Annotated in this window: 11 protein-coding genes; 6 read left to right on the top strand and 5 right to left on the bottom strand. The window is 62.3% G+C overall.

Features of this window, described 5'->3' with window-relative positions:
- Positions 1 to 158: 158 nt before the first annotated feature.
- Positions 159 to 1,094, bottom strand: coding sequence for an arginase (rocF, locus tag GVK95_RS17005; protein WP_159951741.1), 936 nt, complete (start codon positions 1,092 to 1,094; stop codon positions 159 to 161).
- A gap of 125 nt (positions 1,095 to 1,219) precedes the next feature.
- Between rocF and GVK95_RS17000 the strand changes: the two genes are divergently transcribed.
- Positions 1,220 to 1,645 (top strand): Lrp/AsnC family transcriptional regulator, encoded by a 426-nt coding sequence (locus GVK95_RS17000; RefSeq protein WP_159951739.1) that lies wholly within the window; start codon positions 1,220 to 1,222, stop codon positions 1,643 to 1,645.
- Between the two features lie 4 nt (positions 1,646 to 1,649).
- Here the strand turns inward: GVK95_RS17000 and GVK95_RS16995 are convergent, their stop codons facing one another.
- The 3 genes from GVK95_RS16995 to GVK95_RS16985 all read right to left on the bottom strand — a co-directional run bounded on the left by GVK95_RS16995 (position 1,650) and on the right by GVK95_RS16985 (position 8,185).
- Entirely contained in the window at positions 1,650 to 5,813 is a 4,164-nt protein-coding gene (locus tag GVK95_RS16995) for a translocation/assembly module TamB domain-containing protein (protein WP_159951737.1), read from the bottom strand.
- A gap of 37 nt (positions 5,814 to 5,850) precedes the next feature.
- Positions 5,851 to 7,731: an autotransporter assembly complex family protein gene (locus tag GVK95_RS16990; protein WP_200844316.1), complete on the bottom strand. Its 1,881-nt coding sequence runs from the start codon at positions 7,729 to 7,731 to the stop codon at positions 5,851 to 5,853.
- Positions 7,732 to 7,921: 190 nt separating this feature from the next.
- Complete coding sequence (locus GVK95_RS16985) at positions 7,922 to 8,185, bottom strand: glycine zipper domain-containing protein (protein WP_159951733.1); 264 nt, start codon at positions 8,183 to 8,185, stop codon at positions 7,922 to 7,924.
- Positions 8,186 to 8,500: 315 nt separating this feature from the next.
- On the opposite strand from GVK95_RS16985, the gene GVK95_RS16980 reads away from it, so the two are divergent.
- The 4 genes from GVK95_RS16980 (at position 8,501) to hemA (ending at position 13,716) form a co-directional block, all read left to right on the top strand.
- On the top strand, positions 8,501 to 8,989 hold the full coding sequence (locus tag GVK95_RS16980; protein ID WP_159951731.1) for a (2Fe-2S)-binding protein: 489 nt from the start codon (positions 8,501 to 8,503) through the stop codon (positions 8,987 to 8,989).
- A 109-nt stretch (positions 8,990 to 9,098) separates the two neighbouring features.
- A complete protein-coding gene (locus GVK95_RS16975) occupies positions 9,099 to 11,465 on the top strand; it encodes a xanthine dehydrogenase family protein molybdopterin-binding subunit (protein ID WP_159951729.1) in 2,367 nt (788 codons plus the stop codon).
- A 13-nt stretch (positions 11,466 to 11,478) separates the two neighbouring features.
- Entirely contained in the window at positions 11,479 to 12,279 is an 801-nt protein-coding gene (locus tag GVK95_RS16970) for a xanthine dehydrogenase family protein subunit M (protein ID WP_159951727.1), read from the top strand.
- A gap of 222 nt (positions 12,280 to 12,501) precedes the next feature.
- Positions 12,502 to 13,716 (top strand): 5-aminolevulinate synthase, encoded by a 1,215-nt coding sequence (hemA, locus tag GVK95_RS16965; protein ID WP_159951725.1) that lies wholly within the window; start codon positions 12,502 to 12,504, stop codon positions 13,714 to 13,716.
- A gap of 192 nt (positions 13,717 to 13,908) precedes the next feature.
- On the opposite strand, the gene dxr is transcribed toward hemA, so the two are convergent.
- On the bottom strand, positions 13,909 to 15,087 hold the full coding sequence (gene dxr / locus GVK95_RS16960; protein WP_159951723.1) for a 1-deoxy-D-xylulose-5-phosphate reductoisomerase: 1,179 nt from the start codon (positions 15,085 to 15,087) through the stop codon (positions 13,909 to 13,911).
- Positions 15,088 to 15,209: 122 nt separating this feature from the next.
- On the opposite strand from dxr, the gene GVK95_RS16955 reads away from it, so the two are divergent.
- The gene (locus GVK95_RS16955) at positions 15,210 to 17,045 is read left to right on the top strand and encodes a heavy metal translocating P-type ATPase (protein ID WP_159951721.1); all 1,836 of its coding nucleotides are present in this window, start codon (positions 15,210 to 15,212) and stop codon (positions 17,043 to 17,045) included.
- The last annotated feature ends 140 nt before the right edge of the window (positions 17,046 to 17,185 follow it).

Here is a 17,185-nt window from a genome sequence, read left to right as displayed (position 1 = left end):
AATCTTAAGAGACGCTCAAATATATCAGAGCTTTCGCGCAGCGATTGATCATTTGCCCGTCATTTTATACAAATTTTACAACCGGCTTGAGCGTCAGCACGGCCGAAGTCACGTAAAAAGAAGCGTATTAGTGCACCTCTAAATTATAATTTCCTGTTTTATCCGGCCTGTGTCGGGCGGTCGAGAATGCGCTTGCCGAACAGGCTTGCGGCCAGATCGACCATCACATGGGCGCTGCGGCCACGGTCATCGAGGAAGGGGTTCAATTCGACGAGATCGAGCGACGATACCAGGCCGCTGTCGTGCAGTAGTTCCATGATCAGATGCGCCTCGCGGAAGGTTGCGCCGCCGGGCACGGTTGTGCCAACGCCCGGTGCGATGCCCGGGTCGAGGAAGTCGACGTCGAGACTGACATGCAGAAGTGCATTCGCCTGGCGGACGTCCTTGAGGATCTGTTTCAGGATGCCGGCCATGCCTTCTTCGTCGATCGCACGCATGTCGTAGACGTTGACTGCATTTTCCGAGATCAGCCGGCGCTCCTCGTCATCCACGGACCGGATGCCGACCTGGTAGACATGGCTCGGGTCGACCAGCGGACGAGCCGGATCAAGGATCGGGGCGAACTCGGCCTTGCCGCAGAAAAAGGCGACGGGCATGCCGTGAATATTTCCGGACGGGGACGTTGCCGGTGCATTGAAGTCGGAATGTGCGTCGAGCCAGAGGACGAAGAGCGGGCGACCCTTTTCGTGGGCGTGTCGCGCCATGCCGGAGACGCTGCCCATCGACAGGCTGTGGTCGCCGCCAAGCAGAACGGGCACTGATCCCTTGGCCGCAGCGTCATAGGTTGCAGCCTCGACCGCGCGTGTAAAGGCGCCGACGATCGCCAGATGTTTGGCCTTGTCCATGATCGGAAGATCGGAAGCCGGCGCCGGGCGAAGGTCGCCTGCGTCATCGACGTCATAACCGAGATCGACAAGGGCCGGCGCAATGCCGGCAATGCGCAGCGCTGCCGGTCCCATGGCGCAGCCGCCGCGTCCGGATCCTTCTTCGAGCGGGACACCGATCAGGGTGACGTTTCTGTTTTGCTTGGCCATGGGTTATCCTTGGAAATGGTTGAGAGCGGATGATGCGCCATGTCTGCGTTGGCAAAAAGCTGGAACATCGTCATAAAGCACTATAGTTTGTGCAAATCGCAACCATATGATGACGAAGTGTAACGATGGATGATCTCGACCGCGATATTCTGAGTGCTCTTCGGCAGAACGCCCGAATCCCTGTTGCTTCGCTTGCCGCGATGACGGGAGCATCGCGTGCGACCATCTCGGCCCGGATCGATCGCCTCGTCGCCAATGGCACGATCGCCGCGTTTACAATCCTGACCGGACGGGAAATCCAGCCGACCGGGGTCAGGGCAATCATCATGATCGAAGTCGTCGGCAAGTTTGCCGATCGGGTTGCGCAGCAGTTGCGCGGAATTCCGCAGGTCAAGTCGCTGCACAGCACCAATGGCCGCTGGGATTTCATTGCCGAGCTCGAAGATCGTGATCTGGCCGGATTCGACGAGACGCTGCGGCGCATCCGTCTGGTCGAGGGGATCAACAGCACCGAATCCAGTATCCTGCTCAAGACCAGCAAGGTCGCCTGATCGGTCAGTATTCCTTCTCGTAGTAGATGCCGCCACCGGCGCCCGAGCCGCCCGCTTCGCCCTTCAATTTCACGCCGCGGCCGATATCGAGATTGATCACCGCCTTGCCGCCGCCGCTGCCGCTTTGCTGCAGCTCGATATAGGTGCGGTCGTTCAGGTATTTGCCGGCGCTGATGCTGGTCTGGCCGGTGGAGTCGGTGGAGATGTCGAGATCGTCGATGCCAAGTGTCGAACGCAGAGTCTGGAACAGCGATGTCGAATTGCCGCCTGCCAGCTGGGCGGCTGCATCGGCCAACTGGGCAATCTGCAGGGCCGAGAGCCGTGACATCGACTGGCCGAAGATCAGCTGGGCGAGGATCTCGTCCTGCGGCAGGGTCGGTGATGAACTGAAGGTCACTTCCGGGTCGCTGGCAAATCCGTAAAGTTTGATCGTCACGGTCGAGCTGCCGGATGTGGTGGTGGCTTCAAGGTCGATGATCGGAATGAGGTCGCCGCCGAAGGTGATCTCGGCTCGGGTAATATCCAGGCGCTTGGTGAGGATCTGCATGCGCCCGCGGCGCAGTTCGAAGCCACCGGAGACATTGGGCGCGGACGCTGATCCGGTCAATGTCAGGGTGCCGCCGAGTTCGGCATCGATGCCACGGCCGCGAATGAAGGTCTGCGACGGGGAAGATATGCGAAGGTCGAGCAGTATCGGCGAACTCGAGCTTCTGCCGGCGGCCGGCGTGATGGTGCGTAGCTGCTGGGTGACTGCCTTTGGCGCGTTGCGATGCTGGATGTCGAGCTGTGAAAGGCTGGTGGGGCGGCGCTCCGACAGCGTGATCGACGTGCGCGACAGATCCACTGTCCCGGCCAGCGTCGGGCCGGCCATGAGAGGGCCGCGCAATGTCAGCCGCGCATCGGCAGTCGCCGTCACCGTGTTGCCATCGACATAGACGGCCTTGTCGAGATTGATCGTCAGATCGGCGGGCATGCCCTGGCCGAGAATGTCGATCGAACCGCTGGCCGAGACACGACCGCCTGAGGCAAAATTGCCGGTCAAGCTGGCGATCTGGGCGCGGTTGTCACGCAGATTGATCGTCGCGGCGATTTGCTCGACCGCAAGGTTGCGGCGCACATCAACCACGCGGGCACCGCTGGTGGTGATCGAACCGGCAATGGCCGGTGCCGTCGCGGTTCCCTGGAGGGTCACGTTCACATTGGCATTGCCTTGCGCCACCAGGCCCTGTTGGCCAAGAACGGTATTGGCGGCCGCCAGCGGCAGGCTGCCCTGGAACCGCATGTCGAGGCCCATGCCTGATACGCCAAGTCGACCGCCGCCATTGAGGGTGATACCGCCGTCACCGGAAAGCCGGGTATCGAGAGAAAGTGTATTGTTCTGGAAGCGGCCATTGGCACTGATGGCGAGCGGCGCCAGTCCAGCTGTCCGGGTCTGGGCCACTTCCGCATCGCGCCAATCAAGCTGGTAGGTGACGTCGGGAGCCGACGACGTGCCCTTGACCTCGACGACACCGGAAATCGTGCCGGCTGGTGCCATTGCTGGGGCAACGGCTGCGGCAAGCGAAGCGGGCAGGGCTGCAATGTCTGCCCTGATGGCAAGGGTTTGACCGGCGCTGCCGGTGACAGTCACATTGCCGGAGCCAGCATTGATCACGGTCTTGCCGATCTGTACTGTACCGTCCGTCACGGTCAGGCGTGCGGGTGCTGCCAGTGCCAGCGCGATGCCGCGTGGCTTGGCGGAAAAGCGGTCCAGCGCAATCGCCAGTCCCTGCGGCTGCTGCTCCATGCTGCCGGCTGCCTCGAGCGGTGCCGCGTCATATTGCGCCCTGGCCTGGAAATCGGTGCGCGCTCCGGCGCGGGCAAAGGTTACCTCGGGGGCCTCGATACGGTTGGTGCCGCTGACAATCGCTGCCGCGCGAACGATGCCCTCGACCGCCAGTGCGGCCACGTCGCTGATGGCAAGATCGATGGCCGGGTTCTCGATTTGCAGGGTGTCGCGGCTGAGCGCCTTGCCTGATGCATCAATCCTGGCTGCAATACGACTGTCCGCCGAGGTGATCGCGATCGTGCCGGCCAGGTCGCCGCTCGCGCTTTGTCCGCCCAGCGCCGCCAGAAGCGAAAGCTGCGGGAAGTCGAAGCTGAGATCGCCGGTCGGCTGGAAGGCTTCGTCCAGCGCAAGGCTGCCTGAAAGACGGTTTTCGCCGACATTGAGTGTCAGAGCAGGGATTTTCGTTGCGCCGTTTTCCGACACCACGTCGGCTGAGATATCGACAGGCTGGGCATCGATCTGCCCGGTCAGCCGCAACTGGCCGCGCGGCGCATTCTGGTCGGCAAGCCCCTCGATCTGCAGTGACAGGTCACGCAGGTCGTAGCCGGCTGCCTTGCCCTCTTCGATGACGACATTCACATTGCCTTCGATCGCGTCCAGCGGACCCGATGCCGATACGTCGAACGCAGCGCCGCCGCTGATGCGCGGCTGGAAGCTGGCGACGTCGTTCAACCGGCCGGTCAGGTCGGCGGCAAGAATGCCGTCGGGCGCCAGCGAGACGGCGCCCTCCGCCGAGCCAAGGTCGGTCTGCAGTTGAATGTCGCGCAGGCTGACCGCCTTGGGCGCGGCAAAATCGATCCGGGTCGACAGGGCGACTGGCTTTGTCAGTTTTTCAGCCAGCGCCGGCGGCAACAGGTCAGGCAGGACAAAGGCTTTCAGCGCGCCGGTAAAGGTCTGCGCCGAGATCACGTAGCGGCCATTCAGCTCCCCGCCGATACCGGCGCTCTCGAGCGTGAGCCTGTCGGTGGCGACCGCATCCTCTTCGATGGTCAGCGGTGCCACGATCTTCAGCGGCGCGCGGATATAGTTGGCCAGTTGCGCATCGAAGAATTCGGCGCTTTGTACGGCAAGCTGCAGATCGACCGGGCCCTGGCGATTGGCGATATCGAAGGCTGAGCTTTCTGCCGTCAAGCCGATGTCGGACAAGGTGCCCTGCGGGGAAGACAGGGTGGCCAGATCGATGGCTGCCTTCAGCGCTGCCGTTTGCGCATTGCCGCTCAGTGTCAGATTGGCGCGGCGCACGGCCACGCCATAGATCGCCTTGTCCTGCTGCCATTGCAACCGCACGGGTGTCGCATTGGCCTCGGCGACAAGGGCGAGATCGTTGATGCCCTTCGGATCATAATGGCCGGATGCCGAGATCCGCGCCGCAGCGGTGGAAAGTTCGCCCTTGCTGATCTCGATTGCGCCATCGGGGGCAATGCGGGCTGCAAGATCGATCGATGTTTCTCCGGCAAACAGGTCACGCAATTGCGGCGGCATCAGGCTGGCAAAATTACCGCCACCGATAAGGGTGATGTCACGCTGGTCTTCTGCTGCCAGCCGGTGCGTTGCATCGACAGAGACGGTTTGCCTGCCGTCCAGGGCGGCGGTGATCTTGCCGGCCCAGTTGCTGATGGCGCCGTCGCCATCGATGCTGAACGCAACAGCCGGCTGATCGGGAAGCTGCAGGAGATTTCCGGCAACTCCACCCTTCGGTTCGGCATAATCGAGCTTCAGCCGCAGCCGATCGTCGTCCGGCGCATAGAGCACGTCGGCGGCAAGATCGGCTGACGGTTCGCCGAGCAGGGTTGCCGTCAACTGGCTGGTGATATTGCTGCCGATGATCTGGGCGGCGCCCTTTGCTGCGATTTCCACGTCACGGCGGGCAAGCGCTGCCCCCACCTTGATCGAGGGCAGGTCGATCGCGGCAATGTCGATGCCAACCGGCAGCGAGAACGGCTCGTCCGACTTGACCACCGGCGTCGCACTTGGCTCCGGTGCGCGATCGATGCGGATCGACCGGGCGCTGAGCTTATCCGCGGTAAAGCGGCGCGACAGGAGATCCAGTGGTGTCCAGTCCAGAGCCAGTCCTTCGATCGTCGCGTAAGGTCCCTTTGTGTCGGCAACAGTAATTCGTTCGACCGTCAATGTCTGGCTCAGCAAGGGGCTTGGCGCGACGATTGAGATCTGCTGGTTGTCCTTCGAGATCAGCGCTGCGATCTGGTTTGCCAGAAACTGGCTGCCGCTGGCCGACAGGCCACCGATCACGATGACGAGGATGGTCAGCGTCACGAGGGTCGCAACCAGCCCGGCAAAAATCCGGAGCGTCCATCCGATGATGCGTTTCAGCCAGATCATTGTCTTTATGGTCCTCGTCCTGCCGGATCTGCGCGGATCAGAAGCTCTGACCTATGCCGGCATAAATGCCATAACGGCTACCGTCGTCATATCGTTGCAACGGAATGGCAACATCGAGCCTCAGCGGCCCGAAAGGTGTCATGTAGCGCAGTCCGACGCCGGCGCCCATGCGCAGATCGGAGAAATCCGGGACATTGTTTCTCGAGACGCTGCCGACATCGAGAAAGGGCACGATGCCGATCGTCTCCGTGACTTGCATCCGGACCTCGAACGAGCCGGTTGCATAGGACCGGCCGCCCGTGGCGTCGCCCGCGTCATTGTAGGGCGAGATCTCCTGATAGGCGTACCCGCGCACCGAGCCGCCGCCGCCGGCAAAGAAACGGCGGGTGGCGGGGATGGATGCCAGGCCGCTGCCGCCGAACAGGCTGCCGGCAGAGAGCTTGCCGGCGAGCACGATGCGATCTTCTGCGCCAAGGCCGAGATAGCCGGACGCCGAGCCTTCGACGGAGGCAAAGACCGTGCTGCCGTTGATTTCGTAGCTCGGCGTGGTCGATACCGATGCAAAATAGCCTTCGGTCGGGTTCAGCTTGTTGTTGCGGGTGTCGCGCGTATAGCCGAGGGGGACGCCGAAGGTCAGGTATTCATTTTCACCGAAGGCATCCTCGATGCTGTCATAGGTCAGCGAAACGCCGCCGCTTACCGTATCGATATCGCTCAGCTCATAGGCGAGCGCGACTTTGCCGGTGATGGAGGCCGCATCATAATGCTCGCTGTCCAGCGTGCTCGCCTTGATGCTCGCCTCCAGCGTTGCCGAAGGGAAGAAGGCGCCGGGTTTGATGAAGGTGATGCCGGCCGAATAGTCGAGATCCGAGAGGTTGCTGACATCGCTGATTTCGCCGAGGCCGCGCACCGCGCCTTCGAGCTTCAGCGATTCGGCGTTGCCGAACAGGTTGCGGTGGCCCCAATAGCCTTCAAGCCCGCCGCCGTCGATCGAGGAATAGCTGGCGCCAAAGCCGAAATAGCGGTGCTTGCCTTCCGCAACCGTGATGGCCAGCGGCCACGAGCCATCAGCGGCAAGCGCCTCCGGCTCGTTGATGGTCACGGAGGAAAACACCCCGAGCGTCCGCAGGCGCTCGCCAGCCTTGCGCAATTGCTCGGGCGAATAGGGCTGGCCCGGGCGAAGTCGTGAATAGCGCTCGATGAATTCGGCATTGACCTGCCGCGCGCCCTTGACCGTCACATCGCCAAGCGGCGCGACAGGGCCTGCCTCGACGGCGATCGTCACGTCGACGGTGTTGGTGTCATGGTCGGCGACGACTTCGCGCTTGGTCAGTTCAGCCAGCGGTCGACCTTCCGATTTCAAGGTGTCGGCGATCTGTGCTGCGGCCTTCAGAATTGTCAGCGAGCCGGCCGCGCCACCCGGCGCCAGCTCGAATTCCGCCGGATCCAGCCGCGCGGCATCGCCCTCGAGGGTAACGTCGCCAAGCGTGAAGACCGGTCCCGTCTCCACGGTGATCGCGACCGGGATCGGTCTCGACCTGTCGAAGGTCGGATTGGGCGGCAGGCTGTCGATGTCGCGTCCATCGACCAGAACGGTCACGATCGCGCCATAGCGGGCATTCTCATAAAGGGTGGCCAGAAGGCGGTCGCGATCGTCCTTGGCCTTGATCACCAGTCCCAGATCGCCGGAGACAGGCGTATCTTCATCTGACAGCAGAAGCGAGGTTCGCCGCAGGGACTTGGTCAAGGCCCTGTCGGCGTCGCCGGTTGTCAGGGCAATGGTGTAGGATACGGGATCGATGACATCATTGGTCGTGTCGTCCTTGCCGAATAGCCGAATCCCGAAAAGCTCGAAGGCTGCTGCTTTTGAAGCAAGAACAGGCCCGAGCAACAAGGGGCTCACGGTCAACAGAGCCATACCGAGCCGGAACGCGACACTCATTTTCGGCAATACAAATCCACTCGGCATACACATTTTCGCTTATCGCGACCTGGCTGGTGCACCCCCGCCAAGGGGCAACTTAGGAGAAAATGCTAAAAAAGGCATACCCTTTTCTTAAAATTCTATAAAAAAGGGACGCGCTCATCGCGCGTCCCAGTCGTTGGCGTCAGTAGCCGCGCGGGCAGCTGTCGATGTAGCGGCGGCCGTTGCGGTCGCGGTAGTAGCACTGGCCCGGCTGGTCCGAAACATTGCCGATAATGGCGCCGGAGACGCCGCCGATGGCGGCACCGACTGCCGCGCCACGCACGTCGCCGGTAATCGCGCCACCGATGATTGCGCCGCCGACAGCGCCGATGCCGGCGCCCTTTTCGGTCTGGGTGCAGCCAGCGACCGACAGGCCGACCAATAGAAGCATGAGAGCTTTTTTCATCTTGTTTTCTCCACTGTTACGCATCCGGTCCAGCCGGTCTTGATCGAGAACACCCATCCGCATTCAGGTTTTTCTAATATGGCGGTGGCAAGCCGCAGAATAGCGGTCAATTCGCGAAAGTCCATGCGCTGCGCGTTCTGCAATAGGCCCAAATTTCAGTCCATTAGGCAATCAAGCGGGAAGCCTGAAAAACAAGGCCTCAATGCTGCGTTGCGGCATACAATTATTTCAATTCGGCTGGTCTGGGCTGTTGATCGTGCCGGAGAAAAGACACACGATGCCTTCGTGTCAGGGAGAGACACGAGGAGGAACAACATGGCAAAAGTGACGCTGACGGTGAATGGCCGGACGGTGAGTGGCGAATGCGAGGACCGCACGCTGCTTGTGCATTTTATTCGCGAGACACTTGGACTGACCGGCACGCATGTCGGTTGCGACACGACACAATGCGGAACCTGCGTTGTGCATATGGACGGCCAGTCGATCAAGAGCTGTTCGATCCTGGCCGTGCAAGCCAGCGGATCGACGATCACGACCATTGAGGGCGTGGCGGTCAATGGCGAAATGCATCCGGTTCAGGCGGCGTTCAAGGAACATCACGGTCTGCAATGCGGCTTCTGTACCCCGGGCATGGTGATGACCGCGATCGATATCATCGGTCGCCACAACGGGACGCTCGACGAGGCAACCGTGCGCCATGAGCTGGAGGGCAATATCTGTCGTTGCACGGGTTACCACAATATCGTGAAGGCGGTCCTGTCTGCCAACGCGGAGATGCACGCCGGCCGCCAGGCCGCCGAGTAAGGGACAGGCAGCAGACAATCGAAGGGTGCCGGCCAATGCTGCCGCGACGCCATCTAAACCTGCTGCCACTGCCTGAGTGCCTTGATCCTGATCTCTGGAGGAGATGAAAATGGGTGTTGAAGGGATTGGCGCGCGCGTGGCGCGCAAGGAAGACAAGCGCTTCCTGACCGGCAAGGGCCGGTATACGGACGACATGGTCGTTCCCGGAATGAAATACGCCTACTTCGTCCGTTCGCCTTACGCACATGCCCGCATCGCAAGCATCGATGCCTCTGCGGCGAAAGCCATGCCGGGCGTGATCGATGTGCTCGACGGAAAGCAGCTGCTGGCGGATGGCATCGGCAATCTGATCTGTGGCTGGATGATCCATTCGAAAGACGGTTCGCCGATGAAAATGGGCGGCTGGCGGCCATTGGCGCACGAAACCGTGCGTTACGTCGGCGATGCCGTGGCGATCGTCGTTGCCGACAGCATCGGCGCGGCGCGCGATGCAGCCGAAGCGGTGCAGGTTGCCTATGACGAACTGCCTGTGGTGACCGTCGCCGTCGATGCCCTGAAACCGGGTGCCCCCGAACTTCATCCCGAAGCACCCGGCAATCTTATCTTCGACTGGGAGATCGGCGACAGTGCCGCTGCCGATGCGGCGATCGCGCAGGCGGCGCATGTCACCGAGATCGAGATCTTCAACAACCGGCTGTCGCCCAACCCGATGGAACCGCGCGCGACGCTCGGCATCTATGACGGCGCTGAAGATCACTACACCTGCTACACGACATCGCAGAACCCGCATGTGGCGCGTCTGGTGATGAGCGCCTTCTACAATGTCGCGCCGGAAAACAAGCTTCGGGTGATCGCGCCCGATGTCGGTGGCGGATTCGGATCGAAGATCTACATCTATCCCGAAGAGATTGTCTGTCTCTGGGCGTCGAAGAAGACCGGCGTTCCGGTCAAATGGACGTCGGATCGCACCGAAGCCTTCCTCACCGATGCGCATGGCCGCGACCATGTCTCGAAGGTGAAGATGGCCTTCGACAAGGATCACAGGATCATCGGCCTGAAGGTCGATACGGTCGCCAATCTCGGCGCCTATATGTCGCTGTTTTCGTCGGCCGTGCCGACCTATCTCTATGCGACGCTGCTGTCCGGCCAGTATGACATTGCCGCCATCCACTGCAATGTCCGCACCGTCTATACCAATACGGTGCCGGTCGATGCCTATCGCGGTGCCGGGCGTCCGGAAGCGACCTATCTTCTGGAGCGGACCGTCGAGACGGCCGCGCGCGAGCTCGGGATCTCGCCGGTCGAACTGCGCCGGAAGAATTTCATCCGCTCCTTCCCGCATCAGACACCTGTCATCATGAACTATGATGCCGGCGATTACGACGCGTCGCTGGATGCGGCATTGCAGGCATCCGACTGGAACGGTTTTTCCGCCCGCAAGGCAGAGGCCGCGAAGCGCGGCAAGCTGCGTGGCATCGGCATGAGCTGCTATATCGAGGCCTGCGGCATTGCGCCGTCGGCGGCCGTCGGTTCTCTCGGCGCTGGCGTCGGCCTGTGGGAATCAGCCGAGGTCCGGGTCAATGCGGTGGGTACCGTCGAGGTCCTGACCGGTTCGCACAGCCATGGCCAGGGGCATGAGACGACCTTCGCCCAGCTCGTGTCGGACCGGCTCGGCGTGCCGCTCGACAATATCTCCATCGTGCATGGCGATACCGACAAGGTGCAGATGGGCATGGGCACCTATGGCTCGCGTTCCGGTGCCGTCGGCATGTCGGCGATCGTCAAGGCACTCGACAAGGTCGAGGCCAAGGCAAAAAAGATCGCGGCACATCTGATGGAGGCCGACGAAAGCGACATTGTCATCGACAATGGCGAGATGAAGGTCGCCGGCACCGACAAGAGCGTACCATGGTTCCAGGTGACGCTGGCCGCCTATACGGGGCACAACCTGCCGTCGGGCATGGAGCCGGGCCTGAAGGAGGGCGCGTTCTACGATCCGTCCAACTTCACTTTCCCGGCCGGATGTTACATTGCCGAAGTGGAGGTCGATCCGGAAACCGGCAAGACCGAGATCGTCCAGTTCGTTGCAGCCGACGACTTCGGCAATATCATCAACCCGATGATCGTCGAAGGCCAGGTCCATGGCGGCATTGCGCAAGGCATCGGCCAGGCGCTGCTCGAGGGCGTGCACTACGATCCGGTAAACGGCCAGCTTCTGACCGCCAGCTACATGGACTATGCCATGCCGCGCGCCGACGACCTGCCATCGTTCAGCGTCTCGCACCAGAACACGCCATGTCCGGGCAATCCGCTCGGCATCAAGGGCTGCGGCGAGGCCGGCGCCATCGGTTCGCCGCCGGCGCTGATCAATGCGATCACCGATGCGATCGGCAACAACAAGCTCAACATGCCGGCAACACCGCTCGCCGTCTGGTCCGCGCTGCAGGCGCGCCAGATCCGGCAAGCGGCCGAATAAGGGAGGAATAACCATGCATCTCTATTCCACCAACTATCACCGCGCCTCTTCGGTCGAGGATGCCGGAAAGCTGCTGTCCGGCGCCGACGATGGCAAATTCATTGCCGGTGGCCAGACCCTGATCGCCACCTTGAAGCAACGGCTGGCGCAGCCGTCGGATCTTGTCGATCTTCGCCATATCGCAGCGTTGAAGGGCATTGCCGTCGAGGGTCGCAAGGTGACGATCGGTGCTGGCGTGACCCATGCGGAGGTCGCCGCGTCGGCGTCCATTCGTGCCGTCTGTCCTGCCCTGGCGCATCTGGCGTCCCTGATCGGTGATCCACATGTGCGCCATATGGGCACGATCGGTGGCTCGATTGCCAATGACGATCCGGCGGCCGATTATCCGGCGGCCGTGCTCGGGCTCGGCGCCACGGTCGTCACCAGCCGGCGTGAGATCGCGGCCGACGACTTTTTCGTCAGCCTGTTCGAAACGGCTCTTGCAGATGACGAGATCATCACGGCTGTACGTTTCCAGGCGCCGGAAAAGGCGGGCTATGCCAAGTTCGCCAACCCGGCCTCACGGTTTGCCATGACCGGCGTCTTCGTCTCGAAGGGCGAGGGTGGGGTACGGGTCGCCGTGACCGGTGCCGGGTCGTCCGGGGTCTTCCGTCATGGCGGCCTCGAACGGGCGCTTGCGGCCGAGTGGTCGCCGCAGGCCGTCGCCGGTGTGCAAATTGATTCGACCGAACTGATGTCGGATCTGCACTGCACGGCGGAGTACCGGGCCAACCTCATCCGGGTCATGGCAAAACGCGCCGTTCAGGCCGCGTAACCGCCTGTCCTGTCGTAAAAAACTTGAAAAGGGCGGTTGCGGCCGTCCTTTTTGTTGCAGCTTGACGCAGATCAAGTTTCGCAGAGGACGATCCTTTAGTATTTATATGCGACAGTTCTAAAACTCGCGCCATTTGTCGCAGTTTAGAATGAATTTACAAAACCGGGGTTGACCGCAACGCCGGAGGCTCGCAAAAGAGAGTCAAAAAGCTGGAGTTTAGGCATGGATTTCGAGGCGTTTTTCAAGAACGAGCTTGAAGGGCTTCACGAGGAAGGGCGCTACCGTGTCTTTGCTGACTTGGAACGTCAGCAGGGCAATTTTCCGCGCGCCACCCGCTACACCGAAAAAGGCACCCAGGACGTTACCGTCTGGTGTTCGAACGATTATCTCGGCATGGGCCAGAATCCGAAGGTGATCGAGGCCATGAAGGGCGCGATCGATCACTGTGGCGCGGGTGCTGGAGGCACCCGGAATATCTCTGGTACCAACCACTACCATGTTCTGCTCGAGCGCGAACTTGCCGATCTGCACGGCAAGGAATCGGCCCTGATCTTTACCTCCGGCTATGTCTCGAACTGGGCGGCGCTCGGCACGCTCGGCGCCAAGATCCCTGGCCTGATCATCTTTTCCGACGCCTTGAACCACGCGTCGATGATCGAAGGCATTCGCCATTCCAAGGCCGAACGCGTCATCTGGAAGCACAACGATGTCAAGGATCTGGAAGCCAAGCTGGCTGCTGCCGATCCGCGCGCGCCGAAGATGATCGCATTTGAGTCCGTCTATTCGATGGATGGCGACATTGCCCCGATCAAGGAAATCTGCGATCTCGCCGACAAGTATGGCGCGATGACCTATCTCGACGAAGTGCATGCGGTCGGCATGTACGGCGCTCATGGTGGCGGCATTGCCGAACGCGAAGGCCTGATGGACCGCCTGACGGTGATCGAAGGCACGCTCGGCAAGGCCTTCGGCGTCATGGGCGGCTATATCGCGGCGTCGCATGCGCTGTGCGATTTCGTTCGCTCGTTTGCCTCGGGCTTCATCTTCACCACCGCCCTGCCGCCGGCGCTTGCTGCCGGCGCGGTCGCATCTATCCGCCACCTGAAGACCAGTCAGATCGAGCGTTTCGCCCATCAGGAACGCGTGCGCCGCCTGCGCAACATGCTCGATGCCGCCGGCATCCCGCATCTGCCCAATCCGAGCCATATCGTGCCGGTCATCGTCGGCGATGCGTCGAAGTGCAAGTGGATCTCCGATCTGCTGCTCGACAATTGCGGCATCTATGTCCAGCCGATCAATTATCCGACCGTTCCGAAGAAGACCGAGCGCCTGCGCATCACGCCGACGCCGCTGCATTCGGACGAGGATCTCGAGCATCTGGTGCATTCGCTGCACCAGCTCTGGTCGCGCTGCGCGCTCGCCCGCGCGGTCGCTTGATCGCAGCGTAATTCCTTCGCATAACGATGCGGGCCATGGCGACATGGTCCGCATTTTTCATGTGAGGGATATTGCCGATGATCATTGCCGTGCGCGTCAACCCTTGGTGAGCATGACCAACAGTGAGGAGGGGGATGCGCCGGAACCTATCCGGAAATTCCCAGAGCGGGCGTTACGGTCGTGGCTAGAGGGTCAGGACTTCGCGATGACGCCTGCCGCCAGTCTGCGTGCTTCGCGGTCGGCTGCAAACACATCGGCGATGGTCGATGCCTGGTTGACGCCGGTCATGTCGTCCATCACCTGCTCGACGACATCGGCCATGGCGAGGAAGCCGATGCGTTCCTCGACAAAGGCATCGAAGGCGGTTTCTTCGGCCGCATTGAGGATCGCGCCCTGCAGGCCGCCGCGCTCCAAGGCGGTGCGGGCAAGGCGGATCGCCGGGAACCGGGTCTCGTCCGGCGCTTCGAAGTCAAGGCGGGCGAGCTTGGCGAAATCGAGCCGGTCGACGTTGAGCGCGCAGCGTTTCGGATAGGTCAGCGCATAGCCGATCGCCGTGCGCATGTCGGGGACGCCGAGCTGGGCGATCACCGAGCCGTCGGCATAACCGACCATCGAATGCACGATCGACTGCGGATGCACGATCACCTCGATCTGGTCGGGGCGAACATCGAAGAGATATTTCGCCTCGATCATTTCCAGCGCCTTGTTGAACATAGAGGCGCTGCCGACAGAGATCTTCAGACCCATCGACCAGTTCGGATGGCTGCGGGCGGTCTGGACCGTGACATTGGCCATCTGTTGCCGCGTATGGGTGCGGAATGGCCCCCCGGACGCCGTCAGCACGATGCGTTCCAGCGCATGGCGCTGGTCGTTGTCGAGGCATTGGAAAATGGCCGAATGTTCACTGTCGACCGGGATCAGCCGGCCGCCGGCCTGACGCACGGCGTCGACAAACAGCGCCCCGGCGGAGACCAGGCATTCCTTGTTGGCAAGCGCGATATCTGCGCCGCGGGCGGCTGCGCGCAGTGTCGGCGCAAGGCCGGCGGTGCCGACGATCGCGGCCATGACCCAGCCTGCCTCCATGTCGGCGGCTTCATCAAGGCCCGATGTTCCTGCCGCAACATCGACGCCAGAACCGGACAGGGCGGATTTCAAAGCGGAATACTGGCTTTCATCGGCCGTTGCCGCCAGTCGCGCACCGGTACGCCGGGCTTGGTCTGCCAGAAGTTCGATATTGCCGTTGCCGGTGACGGCCATGATGTCATAGCGTTCGCGGCCGCCCAATTGCTCGATCACGTCGAGTGTATTGACACCGATCGACCCGGTCGAGCCGAGAACGGTGATGCGGCGATGCCGTTCGCTATCGATCATGCTGCTTATGTCCGAATTGCTTCATTCAGAGATGGCTCTACAAGGGAACGCAGAGACCAGCAAGGCCCGGGCAGTTCAACCTGTCGCGTGATCGCTGGTCCACACCGCGACAGGATGTGACGATGCTGCGTTTGCGAGAAATGGCGCCGGCCCTGCTGGCCGGTTTTGCTCTGCTGGGTCTTGCTGGCGGCGGGTTGCTTCATCTGTTCGGCCGGCCGGAGATTGCGTCGAACGCCTGGCTGGTCAGCGGACTGGTCGTGCTGATCGCGCTCCTGACCGAAATCGTCCGCTCGGTGCTCGGCGGCCGGGTCGGCGTCGATGCGATTGCGGCCCTGTCGATTGGCGTTGCCCTCCTCCTCGGGGAAACGCTGGCCGGGGCGATTGTTGCCGTGATGTATGCCGGCGGACAGCAGCTGGAGAGTTTTGCCGAGGGCCGGGCGCGGCGCGACATGACCGCTCTTCTGGGACGTGTCGCGCGCACCGCCATGGTCTATCGCGGCGCAGAACTGGTCTCCGCCCCGATCGAGACGCTCAAGCCCGGCGACCGTGCGTTGATGCGCAGCGGCGAGGTCATTCCCGTCGATGGCCGGATCATCGCGGGTGTCGTTGAACTCGATCTCTCTGCGCTGACCGGCGAGCCGATGCCGGTTCGTTTTGCGCAAGGCGCCGAAGTGCCGAGCGGCGCGACTGTCGTCGGTGCAGCTTTCGACCTTCTGGTCCTGCGCGAGTCTGCCGCGAGTACTTATGCCGGCATCGTCAGGCTGGTGGAGAATGCGCAAAAGAGCCGGGCGCCGATGGTCCGGCTTGCGGACCGCTACGCCCTGGCGTTTCTGGCTTTCACCCTTGCCCTGGCAGGCTTGGCCTACGGCTTCAGCCAGGATGCGACCCGTGCCCTTGCGGTGCTGGTGGTAGCAACGCCCTGTCCGCTGATCCTTGCTGTTCCCGTCGCGGTCATCTCCGGCATGTCGCGGGCCGCTGCCCATGGCGTGCTGGTCAAGAGCGGCGGCGGACTGGAAGCATTGGCGGCGGTCAAGGTCGTGGTTCTGGACAAGACCGGCACCCTGACGGCTGGTCGTCCCGAGGTCAGCGAGATCCGCTGCTGTCCGGGCTTTCCTGCTGATGACATTCTGCGACTTGCGGCGTCGCTGGATCAGGCATCCGGCCATGTCACGGCCGAAGCGCTGGTGCGGGCGGCTGTCGCGCGCGGTCTGCATCTCGATCTTCCGGAAGACATTCGCGAGACCGCCGGGTTCGGGATCGAAGGCCTTGTGGGTGGGCGCCGGGTAACTGTTGGCGGCGGTGGTTTTGTCGCCTCCCGGCTGGCGCCGGGTGAACTCCTGCCGCGCCAGGTCGTGCCGGCTGAAACCGCCGTGGTCGCCGTTGCGATCGACGGCCGCGGCGCCGGCCATATCCTGCTGTCCGATCAGGTGCGGGCGGATGCCGGGCAGACGGTCGACGCCTTCCGCCGGGTCGGCATCACGCGACTGATCATGGCGTCTGGCGATAGAAGCGATATCGTCATCGCCGCCGCAGCGCGGCTCGGTCTCGATGGAGCCCATGGCGATCTCACACCCGAGAGCAAGGTGGCGGTGATCGAAGCCGAGCGGCAGCATGGATCCGTGATGATGGTGGGCGACGGCGTCAATGATGCACCGGCACTGGCGGTTGCCGATGTCGGCGTGGCGATCGGTGCGCGCGGATCGGCCGCCTCGTCCGAGACGGCCGATGTGGTGTTGCTGGTCGATGACCTGTCCCGCCTGCCGGTGGCCGTGGCGATTGCCCGGCGTGCACGGTTCATCGCGGTGCAGAGTGCCGTGGCCGGGCTGGTCCTGTCCGGTGGCGCGATGATCGCGGCGGCGCTCGGCTATCTCGCGCCCGTGCAAGGTGCGCTGCTCCAGGAAGTGATCGATGTCGCCGTCATCCTGAATGCGCTACGGGCGCTGCGCAGCGCCGGCTGATTTCCGCTTTCCGCTTGTGTTTTCGCTGGTGCCCAATCGGTGGTTGCGGGCTGTCGCATTTGGACGCCTTGTCGCAAAAGCCGCAGTGTTCCAGGAACAATCGGCGTTGAACGCCGTTCGAGTCGTGTCATTCAAACACT

It is taken from the genome of Rhizobium sp. 18065 (assembly GCF_902706095.1).
Classification (GTDB): Bacteria; Pseudomonadota; Alphaproteobacteria; order Rhizobiales; family Rhizobiaceae; genus Allorhizobium.
Note: the sequence above shows the minus strand (reverse complement) of the source record. Positions and strands in the feature narration are given on the sequence as shown.

Bases quoted from the DNA above. Each gene is read 5' to 3' on its own strand.
- rocF (WP_159951741.1), bottom strand. From the start codon at position 1,094: ATGGCCAAGCAAAACAGAAACGTCACCCTGATCGGTGTCCCGCTCGAA.
- GVK95_RS16985 (WP_159951733.1), bottom strand. From the start codon at position 8,185: ATGAAAAAAGCTCTCATGCTTCTATTGGTCGGCCTGTCGGTCGCTGGC.
- GVK95_RS17000 (WP_159951739.1), top strand. From the start codon at position 1,220: ATGGATGATCTCGACCGCGATATTCTGAGTGCTCTTCGGCAGAACGCC.
- GVK95_RS16980 (WP_159951731.1), top strand. From the start codon at position 8,501: ATGGCAAAAGTGACGCTGACGGTGAATGGCCGGACGGTGAGTGGCGAA.
- GVK95_RS16990 (WP_200844316.1), bottom strand. From the start codon at position 7,731: ATGGCTCTGTTGACCGTGAGCCCCTTGTTGCTCGGGCCTGTTCTTGCT.
- dxr (WP_159951723.1), bottom strand. From the start codon at position 15,087: ATGATCGATAGCGAACGGCATCGCCGCATCACCGTTCTCGGCTCGACC.
- GVK95_RS16995 (WP_159951737.1), bottom strand. From the start codon at position 5,813: ATGATCTGGCTGAAACGCATCATCGGATGGACGCTCCGGATTTTTGCC.
- hemA (WP_159951725.1), top strand. From the start codon at position 12,502: ATGGATTTCGAGGCGTTTTTCAAGAACGAGCTTGAAGGGCTTCACGAG.
- GVK95_RS16955 (WP_159951721.1), top strand. From the start codon at position 15,210: ATGCTGCGTTTGCGAGAAATGGCGCCGGCCCTGCTGGCCGGTTTTGCT.
- GVK95_RS16975 (WP_159951729.1), top strand. From the start codon at position 9,099: ATGGGTGTTGAAGGGATTGGCGCGCGCGTGGCGCGCAAGGAAGACAAG.
- GVK95_RS16970 (WP_159951727.1), top strand. From the start codon at position 11,479: ATGCATCTCTATTCCACCAACTATCACCGCGCCTCTTCGGTCGAGGAT.